Genomic DNA, 20,686 nt, shown 5'->3' on the forward strand with positions numbered 1-20,686 from the left:
AATTTGTATTTAAATATTCTCAACTATAGATTATATGTTACGTATAAGTTCAAACCTCAATTATAAAAACTATATTATTACATTTACTAATTTTTAAATAACTTTTCTAAAAATGAAGAAGCTTTATTAGTTCTTATTGGAAAATAAACCTCCCCTGTATCTTCTGTTATAGTTTTAAACTCATAGCCCTGTAATTTATAGTACTTTATTATTTCAGGGAGAGCAATGCAAGTATTTTTATGCATATAATCGCAGTGCATTAAAAGTATTACTGGATTGTGTTTATCTGGATCTTTAGTAGCCTCTTTGACTAGTTTATCCGGTGGACTTTTGGGGTTAATTCCATCAGATGCCTGTATGTTCCAGTCATATATTTTGAACTTATTGTTGTGCAATTTCTCTAAAAAACTTTTATTTAGATGTTTCCTGCTCCCTCCTGGGAATCTTATTAAGTGACTTTCCTTCCCTGTAACTTTCTTTATCAATTCGTTAGATTTATTCATTTCATCTATAAAACTGTCACCATTTTTGTATATTTTTCTATATTTATGAGTATATGTGTGAAGTCCTATACTGTGACCCTCACTATATATTTTCTTTACTACCTGTTCATTATCTTCTATTTGATTACCTATGAGAAAAAATGTAGCTTTTACATTGTTCTCCTTTAGTATATCTAGAAACTTATCTGTAAGTTTACTAGGTCCATCATCAAAAGTTAAGTAAATTATTTTTTTATTGTCCTTCTGTAAATCTTCATTCAAGTTATGTTTTGAATTATTTGCGAAAACCACATTGGAGTTTATTGTCATAAAAAATATACACATAAATACAGCTGTCCTGACAAATATATTATTTTTATGTTTCAATCTATAAGACCTCCTAATTTAAGTCTTTAACTGAATCTTTATTGCTTTTTAACCACTCAGACCAACTAGTATTAAAATTATCCTTATTTTCTTTTGCGTATTCATAGAACTTCTTTATAAATTCGGATCTCTCTGAGGATTTACTTCCAACTTTATGAAAAGGCTTAAGTAAATTTTTTCCTCCAAGCAAAATCTGTCTCTCCATTATATCGTCTAAGCTTACATCCTTAGCATTTTTCATGATATCGTACATTGTCATAAACGTAGTAGTCCTTCCAATTCCAGCTTTGCAGTGAAAATGCATCCATGTACCTGGCGGTGTTTTCTTTACAATACTTATGAAATAATCCACCATTTCATCTGTAGGACCTTCTGTATCTGTAACGGGTATTCTTACATAGGACATCTTATTTTCTTCTACCAGTTCCCTCTCATCTTGAACTTTAGCTGGAATTATTTCTTTTTTCTCAATATCAAGTTCCTCATTTAATTTGATACCTTTTAACCTTTCGCTTTCATCCTTTAATACCTGCTCCTTAGTAAGTCCCTTATTTGCATTATTTTTTTCTTCTCCTACCCAGCTAACTGCCAAGTCATTTATAAAACCATGGGACTCTTCCCTTAAATCTACTACCAATATAGGTACATTACCTATTTCCTCTTTCACCATTTTTATATTCTGCCCTGTAAACTGTGCGCTGCCTGAAGCATTTAAAGAGGATAATCCCTTCAAATTTAAGGCTTTACCATAAACTCTAATGTCATCTGTAGTTTTTCTGAATCTCTTAGGAATTTTATTTTTCTTTTTAGAGTCTATTTTAAGCTGTACATTTTTATTTTGTATGTGTTCAAGCTGCACATTTTCATTTTGCATTTGTGTAACTTCCTTGGAATATACTACAGGTACTCCAAGTAAAGATACTAAAAACATAGTGCACATAAAAATGCTTAATTTTTTCTTCATACCTTGCCACCTCTTTTTTATTAATTATTTATATATTTTTTTCAATATTTGATAAATAATATCTCTGCTTATTATGTGTATATTTTCTTATTCAATGCTAAAAATAACTATGTATTTTGAATCTAAGGAGGGTATTTTTATGGCTAAAGCAGGAATGAGAAGGCCCGATCCAAGTGACCCTCATGGTACTGAAAGCAATAAAAAGATGAAATCTAATAGAAATACTGTGAAACCTGTGAAAGAAATCCAGGGAAAAGCTAAAACTGGAAATAAGAAAGCAGGATTAATTTAGGAGGTAATATAAATGACAAAGGACAGTCAGCCTGATAACAAAAAGGCCAGAGCTAAAAAAAGTAAAGGCCAGATACCTATTACTGAAGAAGGACAAAATCATAATAAAAACAATAAAAAGCAGTCAGCAAAATAAAAACATTTAAAACAGGAGAAGTCATTAACAATATATAATGATTTCTCCCTAAATTAGCTTTATAAAAGTAGTTTAAATCTCTAAAAAACTTTTGAGTTCAAGGGGTAATCTATAAAGTAAAAATCATATTCTATAAACTATTTTTAAACGCATATAGTATAACTAATTTTGGAATACTTTCTTATTATTTGTTATAGTTCAATTTTTTTATATTTGACTTATAGCAATCTGGGTGATATAATTTAATACTACATAAGATAATAATTATGCAATGTTAAGTATTCAAACACTTAACCCAACATGGGGGCGCAATGGTTTCGACAGGGGTGTGATGTGTTTGAGAAGCGAGTCGAGGGAACCTGTGGGCCCGCGTTAAAAAACTATGGGATTAAATATAAACGAAAACAATAACGAAAATTTAGCTTTAGCAGCATAGTCTGCTAGCCGTCAGCCTAGACTTCCCGCGATCTAGGGTCTGGCGTCGACAGCGGGGAAACGAGCCTAGGAAAGCTTTGACCTAGGAACGGAATTTATGAAGCTACTGAATTCAGAAGCCTGTCCTTAGGCGTCTGAAAGAGGGAATGTTAAATTAAGGACTGCACTCGGAGATGCTCAAATGTTTCTGCTTTTGGACAGGGGTTCGATTCCCCTCGCCTCCACCATACATATGACCGTACTGGAATCCAGTACGGTTTTTTTGTGTGTCATAATTGTCTTGTAAATAGTTCCTGAGAATTAAATGCACATATTTATATTCACGATATGTTAATATATAGTTGTACAACCTATTACAGGAGGACAATATGATACATATAATAATTATTTTACATTTTCTATGTTTTTCATTAGGCGTAGGATGTATTACATTAAGTTGGTTAGTATATAAAAAGCATAAAAAAAATATATTAGAATACATAGTTATAGGAGAAATTATTTTTTCTATATGGTTTTTAATAGACACTCTATTTATTTATATTAGAAAAATATTATCAGAATATAAAATAGAGAATATTATTAATGTAATAAGTTATTTTTTAGCAGCAGCAGTTATCTTTTATGTATATAGAATTATTAAGAAGGTTAAGGATAATAAATTATATAAAAAAAATAAATGTGCAGGTAAAAATCATTATAGGACTAATAATAGCAACATGCATATTATTTTTATTTAGTTATAAGATTGTATTTCTCAAAGATGTACCTTATTTATGTTTAATATATATACTTCAATGCATATTAGTAATACTATGCTGTATTAAAGAAGAAAGCGAAATAGTGCATGAATGATTATTTCGCGTTCACGGAGCCATCAATACGCAATTGAGAGCCACCTATTCGCATAATGATTCCACTCTGTTTTTTATAAGGTCATTCGTGGAATGATTCCACTTATTCATAAATCTTCTGTACAATAAATATGGAGCTAAAAGCTACCTAATTTTACAGAAGGGAGGCCTTTTTATGGCCAATAAAATCAAAGTGAAGCTCATCCTAGAGCTTCGAGCAGCACGTATGTCACGTAACACAATTGCAGCTACCAGGCATATGTCTAAAAACTCTGTTAGTGATGTGTTTCACATCGCTGATTCTCTCGGCATTACCTTCGATACTGTCAAAGACATGGATGAGGAAATCGTATATCGGATTTTCTATCCGGATAAGCATGTCATCGAAAATATGTATAGGAATCCTGATTATGAGTATGTTCACAAAGAATTGAAGAAAGTTGGTGTTACATTAAAACTGCTTTGGCAGGAATACTGTGATAAATGTAATAGCTCCAACGAAATCTCTATGGGCTACACTAAATTCTGCGAGGGATACAGTGATTATACGATTGCAAACAAACTGACTAATCATCTGGATCACAAGCCAGGTGTCATCACAGAAGTAGACTGGTCAGGACCAGGGATGTCTTATGTTGATGCTACAACAGGTGAAGTGATTACCGTATATCTGTTTGTTGCTACACTTCCATATAGCCAGTATTCATATGTAGAGCCCTGTCTTGATATGAAGCAGGACACATGGCTTAGATGTCATATTCACATGTATGAATTCTTTGGTGGTGTCACCATCCGTACTGTTTGCGATAATCTCAAAACTGGTGTTATATCCCATCCTAAAGAAGGCGATATCATACTTAACGACAATTATGAGGCACTTGGTTCTCATTACATGACAGCAATCATGCCAACCGGAGTCAGAAAACCTAAACAGAAAGCATCAGTAGAAGGTACTGTTGGAAAGGTAGCAACTGCCATCATTGCTAAACTTCGTAATAAGCTCTATTACTCATTTCATGAATTAAAGATGGGTGTCTCAAATGCCCTTACGGACTTTAATAACCAAAAGTTCCAAAAACGTGAGGGAAGCCGAAAGGCAGTTTTTGAAGAAGAAAAGAGTTATCTTCATAATCTTCCAATCATCCCATATGAAATCGCTGAATGGATTTATGGCAGAAAAGTAAATCTTGACTGTCACGTGGTCTATAACAAGAATCGATATTCCTGCCCTTATCAATATGTTGGTAAAACAGCAGACCTAAAAGTTACCGATTCTAACTTGGAAATATATATATCAAGGGAACGTGTTGCTACCCATACAAAGTTTCCTGATTATGTAATCAATCGTTATTCAACACACGCTGAAGACATGCCTGATCAGTTCCAACAACCTGAATGGGATAATACACGAATCAGACGACGGGCTTATTCTATCGGAAGCAGTACCGGTGAGGTTATTGATAGGATATTTGCTGGAGTAAAAATAAAAGAACAGGGATACAACCCATCCCTGTCCGTTTTACGCTTGAGCAAAACCTATTCAGAAGCCCGTCTGGAAACTGCCTGCGAGTTGGCACTAACTAGAGTCAAAACGCCCCGCTATCATCATGTTAAATCTATTCTTGCTACTAATCAAGACCAGATTTATCTAGAAAATAAAAATGCATCCGTAAAACCCAAGAAAAATACAGGTGGATATGTACGTGGTGCAGAGTATTACGGAGGTAGCAGTAATGATTAATGACCCTTACCCACTTTGATAGACACGAGGAACTCGTGTTATATTAAAAGTGAAAGGAATGGTAGGGTTATGAAAAAACAATATAGTGCAGAATTTAAAATTGAAGCAATAAAAAGATTAGAGAAATCTGGAGAATCATTAAATAAGATAGCAACAGAATTAGGAGTAAGACCAACAACAATGCATGGATGGGTAAAGAAGTATAGAGAATCACCTGATACACCTTTTCCTGGCAGTGGACATCTTAAGCCTGAAGATGAGAAATTAAGAAGATTAGAAAAAGAAATTAGAGATCTTAAAGAAGAAAATGAAATATTAAAAAAAGCGGCAGCCTACTTCGCCAAGAACCTAAAATAAAGAGGTTTGAGTTTATCAAGGCTAGTTGCCATAAATATAGAATAGCGAAGCTGTGCAAGGTTTTAAGCGTGTCAAGAAGCAGTTACTATGCATGGGATAAAAGACCTGAAAGTCAAAGATCAAAGGAAAATAAACAGTTATTAGAACAAATTCAAACAATCCACAAAGAAAATAGAAATGTATTCGGTTCTGTTAAAATTACTAAAATAGTAAATATGAAAAATGATAAACCTATTAATCATAAAAGAGTAGAACGTATCATGAATCAGAATGGCATAAAATCAAGGGTTTCAAAGAAATTTAAGGCTACTACTAATTCAAATCATAAACTTCCAGTAGCAAAAAATATTCTTAATCGAGATTTTACTGTGGATAAACCTAATGAAAAAATGGTCAGTGATATTACATATCTGTGGACAAATGAAGGATGGCTTTATATAGCAGCAGTAATGGATTTGTGTGGACAAAAAATAGTTGGTTTATCTATGAATGAAAGAATGACAAAAGAATTAGTAATCAACGCATTAAATGACGCATATCAACGTGCAGGAAGACCAACTGGTGTTATTCTACATTCGGACAGAGGGTCACAATATTGCTCAAATGATTACCAAAATTTAATAAATAAGTATGGATTTATATGCAGTATGTCTCGTAAAGGTAACTGCTGGGATAATGCTCCTATGGAATCATTCTGGGGTAAAATGAAATGTGAATGGCTTTATGGGAATCACTTTAAAACACGTGAAGAAGCTCGTGCTGCTGTATTTGAATATGTTGAGATATTTTATAATAGGCAAAGAATACATGCTTCTAATGGTTATGTAACGCCTGAAAAATATTATAACAATTCAAATAAAAAATCAAAAGCAGCATAAAAATTATGATAATCTACGAAATAAAGAGATATTACGAGTTTAAGATGTCTATTTTATTGGGGAAAGGTCATAACGATGAAACAAAACGAAAACTGCGTGAACTGAATCTTAGTGAACTCATTACTGCATTGGAAATACAGCAGCGAGACATCAACTGTGTCACTCTGCAATTTGATGAACGCATACAAAGGCTGATGGATTATCTTTACCAGGAGAAATATAACAGTAAGATTCAGCGACTTATGAAGCTTTCAAAGTTCAGGCTTCCCAAAGCCGAAGTAAATGATATCTATTATTCAGAACGTGGTATTGAAAAGCAGGTGATTCAAGAATTGTCCACATGCCAGTTCATTGGAAACAATTCAAATGTCATTTTTCAAGGCTTTACCGGTTCTGGCAAAACATATCTTGCATGTGCACTTGGAAGGCAAGCCTGCAAATATCAGATCAAAACTAGGTATATAAGACTTCCAGACTTATTAGTAGAGCATGATGAGGCTTCTCTAGTCACTAAGGGCTCAGCAAAACTACTTAAGAAGTATAGCTGTTATGGATTGCTAATTTTGGATGAATGGCTACTTGAAGATATCTCTGAAGAAGAACAGCATTTCATCTTCGAACTGATTGAACGCAGACACGATTCAACATCTACTATCTTCTGCACGCAATACCGTCAGGAAGACTGGCATTCAAGACTTGGTGGTGGTGTTCATGCTGATGCCATCATGGACAGAATAGTACATAATGCAATCTGGGTTGAAACAGGATCCCTGAACATGCGTGAGTACTGTGCTAAACACAAGCTATAATTTCAAGTGGATTCATTCCGTGAATTGCTGGATTCAAGACGGATTATTACTGGTACGGAGCTATGCTCCGTACTGGATTCTTTTCCGCGAAATAATCACATGAAGGAAAAAACGATTTAGAATGTCTTACTAATAGAGAAAAGGAAATTGCTGATTATATTTGCATGGGTTTAAGCAATAAGGAAATTGGTAACAAATTATTTATATCCCCTAATACTGTAAAAAATCATGTTTATAATATTTATAAAAAAGTAAATGTTAAAAATAAAGTAGAGCTTATAAACCTTATAAATAGGCGAGACTAGTACTAATGTACTAGCTTTTTTTTGTAAAATGAGAGCTTTAGACTATGTATAAATAAAAAAAGAATTATTATACTCTTCCCATACAGTAAGTATTGGAGGAGAAGTTATGAAAAAAAGAAAAGTTATAATTTTGGTCGTATGTATTTTATCAATTTTAGTAGGATGCATAACAATGTATTATCCAAATTCAAAGGAAAATAGCAGAAATTTTTCCTATGTGAAAGCAAAAGAAGATTTAAAGGCAATAAGTAAAGAACCACATTCAACTTTATTTCATCAAAAAGCATTAAAGGATGTAAGACAATATTTATTTAATGAGCTAAAAGAATTAAATATGAATCCAAAGATTTTCAGCTACAAAAATATAAAAAATGATAAAGGACAAGTAGCAAATTTAAGTAACATATATGGGAAAATTGATGATAAAAATGGTGAAAATGGAAGCTATATATTACTTATAGCCCATTATGATTCTGCTGGAACTAATCCTCAAAATACCGGAGGATATTCTTTTGGAGCATCAGATGATGGATATGGTGTTGCAACAATATTAGAGACATTAAGAAGTATAAGAAACAGTGGAAAAACATTAGAAAATGGTATTAAAATATTAATAACAGATGGAGAAGAGATGCATTTAATTGGATCAAGGGAGGAATATAATAATAATTTTTCTTTGTACAAAAATGTATCATATGTTATTAACTTAGAAGCTAGAGGGACTAGTGGACCTGCAATAATGTTTCAGACAAGTGAAAAAAATGATAGAGTATTGGATTTGTACAAAAAAGCAAAATATCCTATAACTACATCATTAATTACAGATTTATATAAGGATTCAAGTAGATCAGATTTCTTAAATATTAAAAAGAAAGGATTAACATTTCTTTCATTAGGAATAATAAGATTAACTAATAATGAAAAACCAAAATATACTTTGCTGCTAACTATAGCAGTAATGATTATATTATATATTCCACTAATGAATATATTACATATGGCATTTTCCATAGCATCTTTACCCTTCATATTTTTATTTTTAACCATAATGAAATTGCCACAATAACTATTTATCCGATGACTACCACAATATGAGTTTTCTTCATCATAATCTTTATTTCTCCTATCTAAAAATATGTAAAAAAAGGTATCCAACGTATTGGACACCCTTTTTTTATACTAGCTATTGATTTTACTTGCTTTAGTATATTAAAAAAATTCATGATACTTATAGTATTTTATTTATAACTTAATATTTTTAATATCATTTATTTTTATATATTTTACTTTTGGCACACGTACACGCCTCTCCCGCTTGCAGACAACCAAAAATTCTATCTCTGCTTTTGTTTCTGCTAAAGTTTCTAAGGATTCTTCTATTTTTTTCTTTTATACGATTGTATATATCAACTTCTAATATTAATATTGTGTCCTAATTTTTAATAAATATACAACTTATATAATTATTAACACTTTACTAGTTATTTAATATTAATATTTTCTTTTTAGTAATAATGTATCCTAACAATTGAACAATAATATAATATGCCAATATTTTAAATGTATCTATCTTAAATTCTCCATTGGTATTTAAAACATAAATATATACAATACTTGTTAATACCGTTAAAAGTGCAGGTAAAAAAAATATTATTCTAATTTTATATGTTAACAAGGTATCTATTTCCTTATCAATTAATCCAATATAATATAATTTAGTCCTTTTAAGTTGCCAGCCACAAAAATCTATCTTTGCTTTAAAATATAAAATATTAGAAGAAACAATAAAACTCAATAGTACAATAAACATATATATGAAATTGAAAGCAGACCCACGAAAAATGCTGTAAATATTAAAAAATGTTTTTACATTTGGCAAACTATACACTCTATTGCTGGTAATAAATATAGTGTTTAGGAAAATAATAAAAAGAATTATATATTTATTTTTTTTGAAGGAATCTTCTAGCTCATTTACTAATAAAATTCTCTTATAATAAAAGCTTTTACTTCTTTTTATAAAAACGGCAAAAATTTTTATAAAAATTAAAAATAATATATAAATTACTAATGTACATATTAAAGAGTAGTCAACATAATATCTAGATTGAAAGTTTACAAACATTCTTTCCTTAAAATTTATATAACACAGTATTAAAATAGAAATTATTGTTTTTGCGAACTCTTCTTTCTTAGAATATTTTATATACAAATTTTTATAGTTCACTTCATTAATTACTGACAGCTTATCCATAAATTTAAATGTCCATAAAATAAATATAATAGTAAGAAAAACATAGTATCCAATTGTAACTATAAAAATAATTGATTGAAATTTAAAAGTAAAAATAAGCATTCCCGATAATTTTAGTGCAAAAAGTACAATAATTTTTGAAAATGCTGCACCTAAAATCAATCCTATGGGCATATAGATAAAAAAAGTTAGCACATTTTCCATAAAAATTAGCATCTTAATTTCGCTGCATGTCATTCCTAAAGTCAAAAATGTTGTAAATTCCTTTTGCCTATATTTTATAAAGGAAATGTACGTAAAAATGTTCCACAACATTGTATTAAAAACTGCAATTGAGGGGAGTATAAAAATATTTTTTAGTCCAATTGCTGTTACATATGAATTATAAAATATTAGCTCCGCAAAGAAGAATGAAACTGAAATTACAAGAGAGAATATGTATGCAAAATATTGACCTAAATTTAATTTTATAGTTTGTTCAAGCATCTTTCTCCAATTCATATCACTTACCACTAATTACAGCAAGAGTATCCAATATTCTATTAAAAAAAGTATGCTGATCTCCTTTTGTGTATATATCTGCAAATATTCTCCCCGATTTTATAAAGATAACCCGGCTGCAGCAGCTTGCAGCATATATGTCATGTGTAGCCATAACAATTGTTGCTTTTTTTTGATCATTTATTTTTTGCAAATACTTCATAAACTTTTTTGAGGTATTTGGATCAAGACTGCTAGTTGATTCATCAGCTAAAATAATACAAGGATCATTTATTAGTGCTCTACATGCAGTTACCCTCTGTTGTTCACCTACAGATACATTATAGGGATATTTATTTCTAATATTGTATATATTAAAAAACGTAAAATATTCTTCTATTTTTTCATTAATTTTTTCTGTACTCACACCTTTAAATATCAATGGAAGTGCAGCATTTTCTGCAAGGGTAATATTATCAAGAAGATTAAAATTTTGAAATATAATTCCTAAGTTTTCTCGTCTAAAGATAGAACGTTCTGTTTTGTCTAGCGAAGTTATGTATTGATTCATTATCTTTACTATTCCGCTGGTAGGCTTATCGATTCCCGACAAAATGTTAAGCAAAGTCGTCTTACCACTGCCTGATTGTCCCATAATAGCAGTAAATTCTCCACTTTCAATGCTGAGATTTATACCATTCAAAACATTAGTAGGATTAACTTCTAAATTCCATTCATAGACTTTAATAATATCCTCGGCACTCAAGATCTCCATTAGTATCACCCCGTTGTATCTAATTTTAATGGATAAGTAATTGAAAAAGTAGTCCCCTTATCAACTTCAGAATCTATATTTATATTGTGATTCAACTTTTTTGATATTAATTTACATATATATAGGCCTATGCCTGTTGCATTACCTACTTTTCTCCCATTTTCTCCTGTAAAAAATGGTTCAAAGACTCTTTTTATATCATAACCCGGAATTCCAATACCTTCATCTCTAATCGTTAATTTTACTTCTTTATTATCTAAATACATATTAAAATATACATATTTCTTTTGACTTCTATCTCCAGAATACTTAATAGCATTTGCTATTATTTGTTCAAGCATAAACTTATTCCATTTTTTATCGGTAATAATTAATATTTTTTCATAATTAAATTCTATTTTAGGGAAAACATTATTATAAATAAACTGGTTTTTCTTACTATTGATAACTTCCTTTAACAATAAAACTAAATCTGCCTCTTGAGGATCATAATCTTTAGAAAAACTATTTAATCTATCAATGTTTAGGATTTGATCTAAACCGCTTTTAACTTTATCATTTTCTTCTCTTATATCCAAGAATAATTTTAATATATCTGTTTGGTTTATTGTGGAACTTTCGTTAATATATTTTATTTCTTTAGCAGCTTTTTGAACAACAAGATCAATTATTGAAGTGGGCGTCTTTATATTATGAATCCATTGGGATAAGAAATATTTATTATCTGCATTTTGTGCATAAATTGTACTTATCTTATTTGTATAGTTTTCATGAATTTTAAATATAGCTTTAGATATTTCTTTCTGTTCATTCGTTTTTGGATTTAAATCAAAGTATCTACTTTCTATACCCTCATTAAAACCTCTATTGAACCTATAATATTTAATCCATTCATTAAATATTATAAATACATATATTATTGTAGATATAAGTAAAGGGTATATCACATCACTTTTATTACTTATCAAATAACCATAAAAAAGAATTAAACTTGTATTAAGGAAATACCCAACAGTAAATGCTAACTTATCTTTTAAAAAGTTTACTAATACTTTTTTATTATCCATACTAATTCCCCTTATTTGCAGTTGTGTGGAATATATATCCTACACCTCGCTTGGTTGATATAGCTTCACTAACACCCAATTTTTTAAGTTTATTTCTTATTCTCGTTATATTTACTGTTAAAGTGTTATCATCTACAAAAAAGGAATCATCCCAAAGTTCTTCCAGAAGTTCTTCACTACTGACTATTTTATTTTCATTTTTAATAAGCATATTTAATAGCTTGAACTCATTTTTGCTAAGCTCAAGTTCAATCTGATTATAAAGTATCTTAAAAGTGTCTTTATTAAGTTTAATGCCTCCATCACTTTCAAGTATATTTGATTCATTAGCATATTCACCATATACCCTTCTTATTCCAGCTTGTATCTTAGCAAGCAAAAAATCAAAGTTAAAAGGTTTTACAATATAATCATCGGCTCCTAACTCAATCCCACGTATTTGTTCTTCATCACTGCTTCTTGAAGAAATAATAATTACAGGTATTTTTGATACTCTTCTAAAAGTTTTACATAATTGAAAGCCATCATAATAAGGCAAATTTATATCTAAAAGAACTAAATCAGCATTTGATTTTTCTAACTCAGTATCTACATTTTTAAAATCTTGTATATTAACGACTTCATATTTATACCTTTGAAGATACTCTGTTATAAGGTCATTTAATTTAATATCATCTTCAACAACAAGTATCTTATACAAAGCAATTTCCTCCTTTTAAAATTATGCTATAGTAATTTTAATATAGCATAATTCTATTTGGGAGAAAAGCTAGGTTCAAATTTTGATATTTTTTAACTAAAATTTAAATTCTAAAAGATTCCAGTAATTTAGATACAGAGTAAAAGCTAAAAATATACAACAAATTAATATATTGGGTATAATTGTTCCTAAATTAGATTTTTTATTATGCCAATATAAGCATATTGATATTATTAGTCCCAAAGTAAATATGGTAGTTATTATTGGAATCATTAACAGATATATAGCGGCCTTAGGCAATTCTGTTAAGAAAATCAAGGATGATAATAAAGTAATACATTCTTTAGCCATACCAATTAAAAAAACTAAATTCAAAATACAAATAAAAGCTATAGCCCATCTATGATATTTAAAAATTATTTACTCATATCATCTGCTGTAGTTTTTAACCCTCCTGCTGGTAAAAAGGTATTTCCATACATAGGTACTTTTTTGTAAACTCCATTTTTATAATCATAACCTTGTGATAAATTAGCTAGTGTTTTTTTATCAAAGACAAAGCTGCTGTCATTCATATGGAGAGGTTTTAATATGTTATCTTCCATATACTTATCAAAAGTAGTGCCTGATACACTTTCAACTGCATATCCGGCTACAGCCATACCATAATTACTATACTGTATTGCTTCACCTGATTCTCGAATTATAGGACGAAGACGAGCTGTTAAGGTATCTTTAAGTGGTTTTTCCTGGTGATAGTTATCTAGTTCTGATTCTCCTATAATCCTTTCATCAAAACCACCTGTATGAGTTAAGAGATTATCAAGAGTAACAGGCTTAGAAAAGTTATCCTTTATCTGAAAGCCTTTTAAATAATTATTTACATTTTCATTTAAGTTTATTTTACCTTTTTCTTTAAGTTGCATAACAGCTGCAGCGGTAAAAAGCTTAGAAATGGAAGCAGCTCTAAAAACTGTTGTTTTAGGGTTAACTGGCGTTTTTTTATCTATGTCAGAATATCCATATCCTTTTTCAAAAAGTACATGATTATCTTTAACAACAGATAAAACAGCTCCTGGCACATTAAATCTTTTTAATTCTTGGTTAAAAATAGTATCCGCAAATTTTTCTACATTGTCTTTGTTTAAAGTTTCTGTAGAACTACTATATAGCAAAGGTGCTGAAAATTCTTTCTTATTTTCTTTTGCTGAAACAGTTGCGTTACTATTAACAATATAGCGAAAGCTACATATTGAAGCGCATAGCGTTGGGAAAATATATGCAACAAGCGAAAAACAAATTATAAATCTTTTAATATAAGTAATAAGTTTTTTCATGGTTAGTAACCTCCTTAAACTTCTTAAGTTGACATTTTCTCTTCACATTTCATCAGATAAATAGATTTTATATGAATTAAGAAAATCAACAAATCGATTTATATAAAAAAGCCTTACAGTTTTGTAAGGTTTTACTGTAAAATGTCGTTACCCATATGCATGGCCTCCCTTCATCAGAGATGAGTGATACCAGTAGCCCACATTACCTGATAATAATATTTTTCAACTATTATGCTTTACATAATAGCTAAACTATCGTATAATAATATCAATACTAATATGTAATACATAATAGTCGAAGCAAGGAGGGATAATTTGAAGCAGACTCAGCTTTTAAAAGGTGTACTGGAAGGGTGTGTCCTTTTAGTTGTTTTAGAAAACGAAGTGTATGGCTATGAAATGATTCAAATGTTAAAAAAATATGGATTTAAAGAAATAGTTGCGGGTACTGTATATCCCCTACTTCAAAAATTAGAAAAGCAAGGATATCTTTCAAGTACAATAAAGCCTTCACCAGAAGGCCCTGATAGAAAATATTATTGCATAACTACAGAAGGAAAAGCTCACTGTAAGGATTTTGTTGAACAGTGGAAGAATTTAGAGTCCAAGGTTGATAATTTAATATTAGGTAATTGCGAAACTCACTGATAAAAATGAATAAAAGATGTTTAGAAGTTGCAAAAGCATTGTTAGAAGTTTAAATACAAACTTTTATGATTTGAAATAACCATATTGATAAAAAAGGGTGCACGAAATAAAGCAAAGATGGGTTCCTATTTTTTAAAAATAAAATTTATGCAATTAATGGTTTTAGGCTTCGTATATATTCATTTTTATGTATTTTATTTGCTGCAATGACTGTTATTAGCTGAGTTATACCGGATAGAAGTAAGTCAGTATGAAGCGTTAGCTCATTTTGTGTCTTACGATCCGCAACGCAATAACTGCCTTTGAAATGGTTGATGTTTTTCTCGACAACAGTCCTGATTTTATAAGTGTTTTCCCATTGGAGATTTCCACGAGTAGTTCCAGGATATGCACGAAGATTCTTTTCAGGATAAATGTAAAACATTTTTCCGCAGGAAGATTTTGTACATGGATTTTCACATAGAGTTACACGTTTGCTCTTTTTAGTTTTTTTATTGTATACCCATTTCATTTTGGGACATACGAATTTCATTGATGGAATTCCAGAACGTAAGTGTGTTTTACTACCTTCTCGTTTCATTGGAAGCGAATGGTCATAAGGACAGCATGGAATACCATCTTCATTTAAAGGGCAGTCGGATTCTTTTGATGCAAGTTTAGTTTTTAATGGAATAAATGCCTTTTCAAATTTCAAATCATGCAAAAGGTATCGATAAATCAGAATGCTGTCAAAAGCAGCATCACCTAAAAAGATTTTTGGATTTATCAAAGGATGTTTTGCAAAGAAATCCATAAGAACAGGTATAAGAGCTTTAGAATCAGCAAGAGATTTATCTTCATCTGGTGAATCAGATTTTTTCTCAATAACAATATCAGGATGTGCTTTAAGGAAATTCTGATTGTAAAATGAAATATCTCTTACAATACCAAGGCCGTTGGTTACAATGCCAAATTTAAAAGCATAGCAAAAATGACCGTTAATGTACATTTGTTGAATGGCCGGATTAGCTGAAGCGTGTGGAGGCATAGAACCATAGGCAGCTTTATAAGGATCATAAGAATCATCTAAAGCATGTACTTTCTTAAAAGTCTTAAGCTGTTTTATGATGCGGTTAGCATACTTAGGGTTGTTTTCAGTAACAAAAGCTTCGATACCAGAAGTATCAAAAATAGTCATAGAAGCAAGTTTGGGGTCAATTTGCTGGCATATTGGTTCAGTAATATCAACGAGATTATCAAATATCAATTGTAAGTCCAGAATAAAATCCTGTTTAAAACGTGTGAATTTAGAAGCATCAGGGACTTTAAGGAAACCGCAGAAATCCCTTAACTCTTGAGAATATTTAAGAAAAATAATCAAAAGGGAATCCGTAGGAATAGAAAAAATGTGCTGCAAAATCAAAGCACGGAGCATGGCGTAAAGACTGTATTTACGGGGCCTTCCAGTAGAAGCATAAAAATGATTTATGAAGGAAGCAGGGATTAAATCATCAAGGTTAATAGTATTTTCAAGTAAAGAAAGAAACTGAGGCTTGTTATTTTCAAATTTTTCTTTGCAATCAGAAAAAATATCTGCCAAAGAAAGCTGTTTATATGGTATCATAAATATATAACTCCTTTCTGAGGTATATGGTGATTTTGTTTCTTTGCAATTCAATTTTACCATAAATCAGTGAGGAGTTATTTTGTTTTGTAACAAAAAATACACCGCATTTATACGGGTTGTAGCGTTTCGCAAACGCCTATAATTTAATATGCTTGAAAGGAGAAAAATTATATGAGTAAAAAGGACAATTCTGTGAAAGAAATTATTGAAAGAAATACTGAATTGCGCAAAAAATTAACGGATGAAAATAGAGAATATTATGAACAGCTGCTGATATACATTCGTACTGCCGGATTATTTTATGACGATCATGAGGTAGAAAGCTTGTTGATGCAAATTTTACAGGATATAATTTCCGCTCAGGAAGATAATCAATCTGCCGAAGAATTCTTTGGAAAAAACCAACAGCTTGCAGCAGACGAATTGATTCACAACCTTGGTAAATCCAGTAAAAAAGAAACATTTAAATTAACTGGTCTTGTCTTTGGCATCAGCTCTTTCTTTGAACTGCTGAGTGCATTAACTGCTCCAGACAAGGGAATAAATATTCTTATACTAATCATAAATGGTTTATTGAGCTTCTTAGTTGTAGAAATTGTATTTTTTATACTGCACAAAAGTATTTATACAAAAATTATTAAAGGAAAGGTCGCCGCTTTTTTGTCTATATGGCTCCTTGTTTCTTTGATAATTGGTTTGTTTGTATTGATTGAATTGTTTACTCCTCATCTGATAACTATACATTTGTCAAATTTGTTGGGAATTTTTATTATATCTATACTACTTATTGCTGCCGCTTTCTTTATATTTAACTGCGACAAGCAAGAACGTCGTATATGGTGGCCTTTTCTACCACCTATATTCATTCTAGGCTTTATTGGAATTACATTAAGAATACCATTAACAAAAAATTGGATGTCAAGCGGTAATGGCAAAATTGCAGCAGTTGTATTAGTTATATTTGGGTATATTCTTTTCTTAGTGCTAAGTTACTTTGCCTCTAAAGGCAAGAAAGAATAGTACTTTTATACAAATGACAAATATCTATCTAAAAATATTTAACCCATAAAAAATTATTTATTATACTTCACACCAATCTATAGTTGCAAATCCGCAACTTGAATTTACAACATTGTGTCTGATAAAATAAAAATTGATAGATTTAAAAGATTGTATTTTACCTTAAAGGGGGTGATAAAGTAATGTCAAAGATTTTCAAATCTTATGATTCTATGATGATATTAGCTGATTATAAAAATCCAGAACCACACAAACATCTTGCTTCTCATATTATCATTTCTTTAGGTGGGGAAATGGAATGGAATATTAATGAAGAAAAGATAAAGTGTCAGGGAGTTTGTATTGATTCAAATATACTACATACAGGAGTAATGACAAAAGAGGGCTCAATTGTCTTCTTATTTACTGAAATAAGCAGATATGCTGCTTCAATAAAGGGAAAATATCTTAATGGAAAACCTTATATGATTCTAACTGATGATGTTGTTGACAGAATACTTAAGGAATATATGAAGCATCAGACTGATAAAGAAACACTTGCTACAGTGCTGTTACAGCAGTGTGGAATTGATAATTCAGGTAATCGTGAATATGAAGAAAGAATAGAAAAAATTCTCTCTTATATTAGCGGACTAAAGACAATTGAACCTTCAATTGTTGATGATTTATGTAATCAGATATATGTATCAAAGAGCCGGTTATCCCATTTATTTAGGCAACAGACAGGAATGACATTACATAGCTATCTTGCATTTGAAAAACTTCATAAGACTTATCAATATTTTTGTGAAGGCAGGAATATTACTGAAGCATGTATGTTAGCAGGGTTTGACAGCCCATCCCATTGTTCATCAACGTGTAAACGGATGTTTGGCATATCTTTAAGAGATGTGTATAAAACAATAGAAGAATAGCAACTAATTGAAAGTAATTATACCTCCATTTCTTTTAAAATAATATAAGAAACGTAAGATGAATTCGTTGGAGGTATAATATGAATAGGATATATTATTTTACAGGTACTGGAAATAGTTTGCAGATTGCCAATGATTTGAGTGCAGAACTGGGCGAATGTAAAATCCATAAGATTACAGAATTTTCTGGAGAGAAAATAGTTGAAAACACACTTGGAATTATTTTTCCTGTATATAATTGGGGACTGCCTCTAATTATCTGTGATTTTTTAAGCAAACTAGATGTTTCAGATGATACATTTATTTATGCTATTGCAAATTATGGAGGACTTCCAGGTAAAGCACTTGATCAGTGTAAAGATATTTTGAAAGAGAATGGATTGAAATTGTCTGCAGGATTCTTGATTAATATGCCTGGTAACTATATTTTGGGTTATGGGGCAAAGAACAAAGAGATTCAGGACAAGCTATTTGCAAAAGAAAGAAAGAAAATCATCTATATTTCTGACTGTGTAAAAAGTAAAAAAGAATGCAGAATCGAAAAAAGCCATACTGTTATAGACCGTGTGTTTAGTAATTATTTTTATAAACATATAAATGAATTTCATGAAGCAGATCAATATTATACAGTAGATGATAATTGTACAGGATGTGGTTTGTGTGCAAAAAGATGTCCAGTAAATAATATTACAATGATTGATGATAAACCAAACTGGAATCATCATTGTGAATTATGTGTGGCATGTATTCAAAGCTGCCCAAATAAGGCAATTGATTATAAGGGAAAGACTAAAAAAAGAGAACAATATTTAAATCCAAATGTAAAATTATAGGTAATGAGCATACTAGAGTTTCGATTATTCAAAGTAGTGGATTTTAAAAGTCCATGCTTCACCTCCACTGAAATCCACGAATACATAACCGTACTGGAGAAATTCAGTACGGTTTTTTCATTTTTTCATTCTACTGAATTGCGATATATAAATAACAATGTGCCTTTCCATCTTTCGTATATTCACTTGGAACGGTACTCTCATAATCTTCGGTAAAAACTCTCTTTATATCTCCCGATTTTTGTTCACGCCATACTTTTTCCCATGCCTTTCTTGTACATATACCTATTTCTCCGTTTTCATCTTTTTCATCATATTTTTTGTATAAGCCTTTACTTACTGCTGTTTCCATTTTTCCAAAAAAATCAGCTGTTACAGCCATTATGGTAAGGTCATAATCTCCACTTTCATCACTAGAATAGTTACTATATTTTGAAACTGGAGAAACGCCTTTTTGGAACATGTGCCCACTATCAAAAAGAAGAGGCAACTTTCCGCTCGTAATATCACCCCAGATTTCATTAATTATTTTTGTTCCTTCTTCAGAATTACTCGTTCTTATTGTTACTTCTTTCAATTTATAAGCCATAATTTTACTCCTCTATTATCTAATAATTTAATGCCATCATTTTTACTCTTGTTTGTATAAATTAGATTTTCTTGCTTAGTATTTAAGCATTATTACTCATCATTGTGTGAGCTATACATGCCTTAGGAAGTTTTTCTTTGCAAATTTAAATGTGAGATCGTTCTCCAAATACTATCATTCACTTCATAATAGTTAACTTCAAAATTTCTTGAATAAAGACTCTTTTCCATAAATATACCTCCATAGTTATACTCAGTACTGACTATAATAACATTTTTTTGGAACTCTTAAGAGAGTTCCTTCAATGTTCCATTTATCCATTTTAATTCAGTTTCTAAATGATATATATGATGATTAAATATGCTAATACAGTAAATTCTGTAATCAGGTAACAATTTACTTACTGTATTATCTTTATTTCTAGCTAATTCTTTCAGCTTATTTTCTATATACTCTTTTTGTCTATTTAAGTTTTTAATAACAGCATCTTTATCAGCAAAGTCAGAAAAATATAATACTCCATCAAAATCAAATTCTACACTATAATTTTCAGCTAAAATTTTATTAAGCAAAGAATTAAAATAAGCAATTCCTAAATCAGTAATAGAATATACTGTTTTTTCAGGCCTATTGCCATCCTTTTCGATAACAGAATTTATATAACCTTTTTCAGCCAGTTTATCTAAATGATAATAAATTGTAGGAAGTTTGATTTTAGCAAAGGCTGCTATGTTATCTGATACTATTTGTTTTATACTATATCCATGTTGAGGACCATATCTCATAAGAATCCCTAGAATATATAATTGTACTTTCATTTGTAATCT

21 protein-coding genes, 1 other RNA gene and 1 pseudogene are annotated in these 20,686 nt (G+C 30.4%); 13 read left to right on the forward strand and 10 right to left on the reverse strand.

Annotated elements, in window-relative coordinates; all coding sequences use genetic code 11:
* Positions 1-86: 86 nt before the first annotated feature.
* Both B5S50_RS08735 and B5S50_RS08740 read right to left on the reverse strand, forming a co-directional pair.
* On the reverse strand, positions 87-812 hold the full coding sequence (locus B5S50_RS08735; protein ID WP_254306756.1) for a polysaccharide deacetylase family protein: 726 nt from the start codon (positions 810-812) through the stop codon (positions 87-89).
* A gap of 70 nt (positions 813-882) precedes the next feature.
* Positions 883-1,833 (reverse strand): phosphatase, encoded by a 951-nt coding sequence (locus B5S50_RS08740; RefSeq protein WP_065078360.1) that lies wholly within the window; start codon positions 1,831-1,833, stop codon positions 883-885.
* Positions 1,834-1,972: 139 nt separating this feature from the next.
* On the opposite strand from B5S50_RS08740, the gene B5S50_RS08745 reads away from it, so the two are divergent.
* From B5S50_RS08745 to B5S50_RS08780, 9 genes are all read left to right on the forward strand, one after another.
* Positions 1,973-2,125 carry a hypothetical protein gene (locus B5S50_RS08745; protein WP_013240447.1) on the forward strand — a complete coding sequence of 51 codons (153 nt, stop codon included), beginning with the start codon at positions 1,973-1,975 and terminating at the stop codon, positions 2,123-2,125.
* A 12-nt stretch (positions 2,126-2,137) separates the two neighbouring features.
* On the forward strand, positions 2,138-2,260 hold the full coding sequence (locus tag B5S50_RS21810; RefSeq protein WP_275507576.1) for a hypothetical protein: 123 nt from the start codon (positions 2,138-2,140) through the stop codon (positions 2,258-2,260).
* 302 nt (positions 2,261-2,562) lie between these two features.
* Positions 2,563-2,922, forward strand: a transfer-messenger RNA (tmRNA) gene (gene ssrA / locus B5S50_RS08750).
* Between the two features lie 141 nt (positions 2,923-3,063).
* The gene (locus B5S50_RS08755; protein ID WP_065078361.1) at positions 3,064-3,432 is read left to right on the forward strand and encodes a hypothetical protein; all 369 of its coding nucleotides are present in this window, start codon (positions 3,064-3,066) and stop codon (positions 3,430-3,432) included.
* A 289-nt stretch (positions 3,433-3,721) separates the two neighbouring features.
* On the forward strand, positions 3,722-5,287 hold the full coding sequence (istA, locus tag B5S50_RS08760) for an IS21 family transposase (protein ID WP_217301825.1): 1,566 nt from the start codon (positions 3,722-3,724) through the stop codon (positions 5,285-5,287).
* Positions 5,288-5,356: 69 nt separating this feature from the next.
* Positions 5,357-6,522, forward strand: a protein-coding gene (locus B5S50_RS08765; protein ID WP_243121154.1) for an IS3 family transposase whose coding sequence is annotated in 2 segments (ribosomal slippage) — positions 5,357-5,615 and positions 5,615-6,522 — 1,167 coding nt in all. Because the reading frame shifts where the segments join, the coding sequence is not laid out codon by codon here.
* A 5-nt stretch (positions 6,523-6,527) separates the two neighbouring features.
* The gene (locus B5S50_RS08770; RefSeq protein ID WP_254306644.1) at positions 6,528-7,331 is read left to right on the forward strand and encodes an ATP-binding protein; all 804 of its coding nucleotides are present in this window, start codon (positions 6,528-6,530) and stop codon (positions 7,329-7,331) included.
* Between the two features lie 164 nt (positions 7,332-7,495).
* On the forward strand, positions 7,496-7,636 hold the full coding sequence (locus tag B5S50_RS21930) for a response regulator transcription factor (RefSeq protein ID WP_217303790.1): 141 nt from the start codon (positions 7,496-7,498) through the stop codon (positions 7,634-7,636).
* 106 nt (positions 7,637-7,742) lie between these two features.
* On the forward strand, positions 7,743-8,702 hold the full coding sequence (locus tag B5S50_RS08780) for a M28 family peptidase (RefSeq protein WP_065078363.1): 960 nt from the start codon (positions 7,743-7,745) through the stop codon (positions 8,700-8,702).
* A 411-nt stretch (positions 8,703-9,113) separates the two neighbouring features.
* On the opposite strand, the gene B5S50_RS08785 is transcribed toward B5S50_RS08780, so the two are convergent.
* From B5S50_RS08785 to B5S50_RS08805, 5 genes are all read right to left on the reverse strand, one after another.
* The gene (locus tag B5S50_RS08785) at positions 9,114-10,391 is read right to left on the reverse strand and encodes an FtsX-like permease family protein (protein WP_217303612.1); all 1,278 of its coding nucleotides are present in this window, start codon (positions 10,389-10,391) and stop codon (positions 9,114-9,116) included.
* Position 10,392: 1 nt separating this feature from the next.
* Positions 10,393-11,145, reverse strand: a complete 753-nt coding sequence (locus B5S50_RS08790) for an ABC transporter ATP-binding protein (protein ID WP_065078365.1) — start codon at positions 11,143-11,145, stop codon at positions 10,393-10,395.
* A 5-nt stretch (positions 11,146-11,150) separates the two neighbouring features.
* Positions 11,151-12,212, reverse strand: a complete 1,062-nt coding sequence (locus tag B5S50_RS08795; protein ID WP_065078366.1) for a sensor histidine kinase — start codon at positions 12,210-12,212, stop codon at positions 11,151-11,153.
* Position 12,213: 1 nt separating this feature from the next.
* Complete coding sequence (locus B5S50_RS08800) at positions 12,214-12,912, reverse strand: response regulator transcription factor (protein WP_217303613.1); 699 nt, start codon at positions 12,910-12,912, stop codon at positions 12,214-12,216.
* Between the two features lie 416 nt (positions 12,913-13,328).
* Entirely contained in the window at positions 13,329-14,249 is a 921-nt protein-coding gene (locus tag B5S50_RS08805) for a serine hydrolase (protein WP_065078369.1), read from the reverse strand.
* Between the two features lie 315 nt (positions 14,250-14,564).
* Between B5S50_RS08805 and B5S50_RS08810 the strand changes: the two genes are divergently transcribed.
* Positions 14,565-14,897, forward strand: coding sequence for a PadR family transcriptional regulator (locus B5S50_RS08810; protein ID WP_217303614.1), 333 nt, complete (start codon positions 14,565-14,567; stop codon positions 14,895-14,897).
* A gap of 258 nt (positions 14,898-15,155) precedes the next feature.
* Here B5S50_RS08810 and B5S50_RS08815 read toward each other — a convergent pair.
* Positions 15,156-16,500, reverse strand: a pseudogene (locus B5S50_RS08815) (transposase).
* A 174-nt stretch (positions 16,501-16,674) separates the two neighbouring features.
* Between B5S50_RS08815 and B5S50_RS08820 the strand changes: the two are divergent.
* The 3 genes from B5S50_RS08820 to B5S50_RS08830 all read left to right on the forward strand — a co-directional run bounded on the left by B5S50_RS08820 (position 16,675) and on the right by B5S50_RS08830 (position 19,270).
* Positions 16,675-17,523, forward strand: a complete 849-nt coding sequence (locus B5S50_RS08820) for a hypothetical protein (RefSeq protein ID WP_065078371.1) — start codon at positions 16,675-16,677, stop codon at positions 17,521-17,523.
* 182 nt (positions 17,524-17,705) lie between these two features.
* The gene (locus B5S50_RS08825; RefSeq protein WP_065078372.1) at positions 17,706-18,437 is read left to right on the forward strand and encodes a helix-turn-helix transcriptional regulator; all 732 of its coding nucleotides are present in this window, start codon (positions 17,706-17,708) and stop codon (positions 18,435-18,437) included.
* A gap of 80 nt (positions 18,438-18,517) precedes the next feature.
* Positions 18,518-19,270: an EFR1 family ferrodoxin gene (locus tag B5S50_RS08830; RefSeq protein ID WP_065078373.1), complete on the forward strand. Its 753-nt coding sequence runs from the start codon at positions 18,518-18,520 to the stop codon at positions 19,268-19,270.
* Positions 19,271-19,400: 130 nt separating this feature from the next.
* Here the strand turns inward: B5S50_RS08830 and B5S50_RS08835 are convergent, their stop codons facing one another.
* Together B5S50_RS08835 and B5S50_RS08840 are read right to left on the reverse strand one after the other, a co-directional pair.
* Positions 19,401-19,859: a hypothetical protein gene (locus B5S50_RS08835; protein ID WP_065078374.1), complete on the reverse strand. Its 459-nt coding sequence runs from the start codon at positions 19,857-19,859 to the stop codon at positions 19,401-19,403.
* A 287-nt stretch (positions 19,860-20,146) separates the two neighbouring features.
* On the reverse strand, positions 20,147-20,677 hold the full coding sequence (locus tag B5S50_RS08840) for a PadR family transcriptional regulator (RefSeq protein WP_065078375.1): 531 nt from the start codon (positions 20,675-20,677) through the stop codon (positions 20,147-20,149).
* Positions 20,678-20,686 lie beyond the last annotated feature (9 nt).

The organism is Clostridium sp. 001 (assembly GCF_019056555.1).
Taxonomy (GTDB): domain Bacteria; phylum Bacillota; class Clostridia; order Clostridiales; family Clostridiaceae; genus Clostridium_B; species Clostridium_B ragsdalei.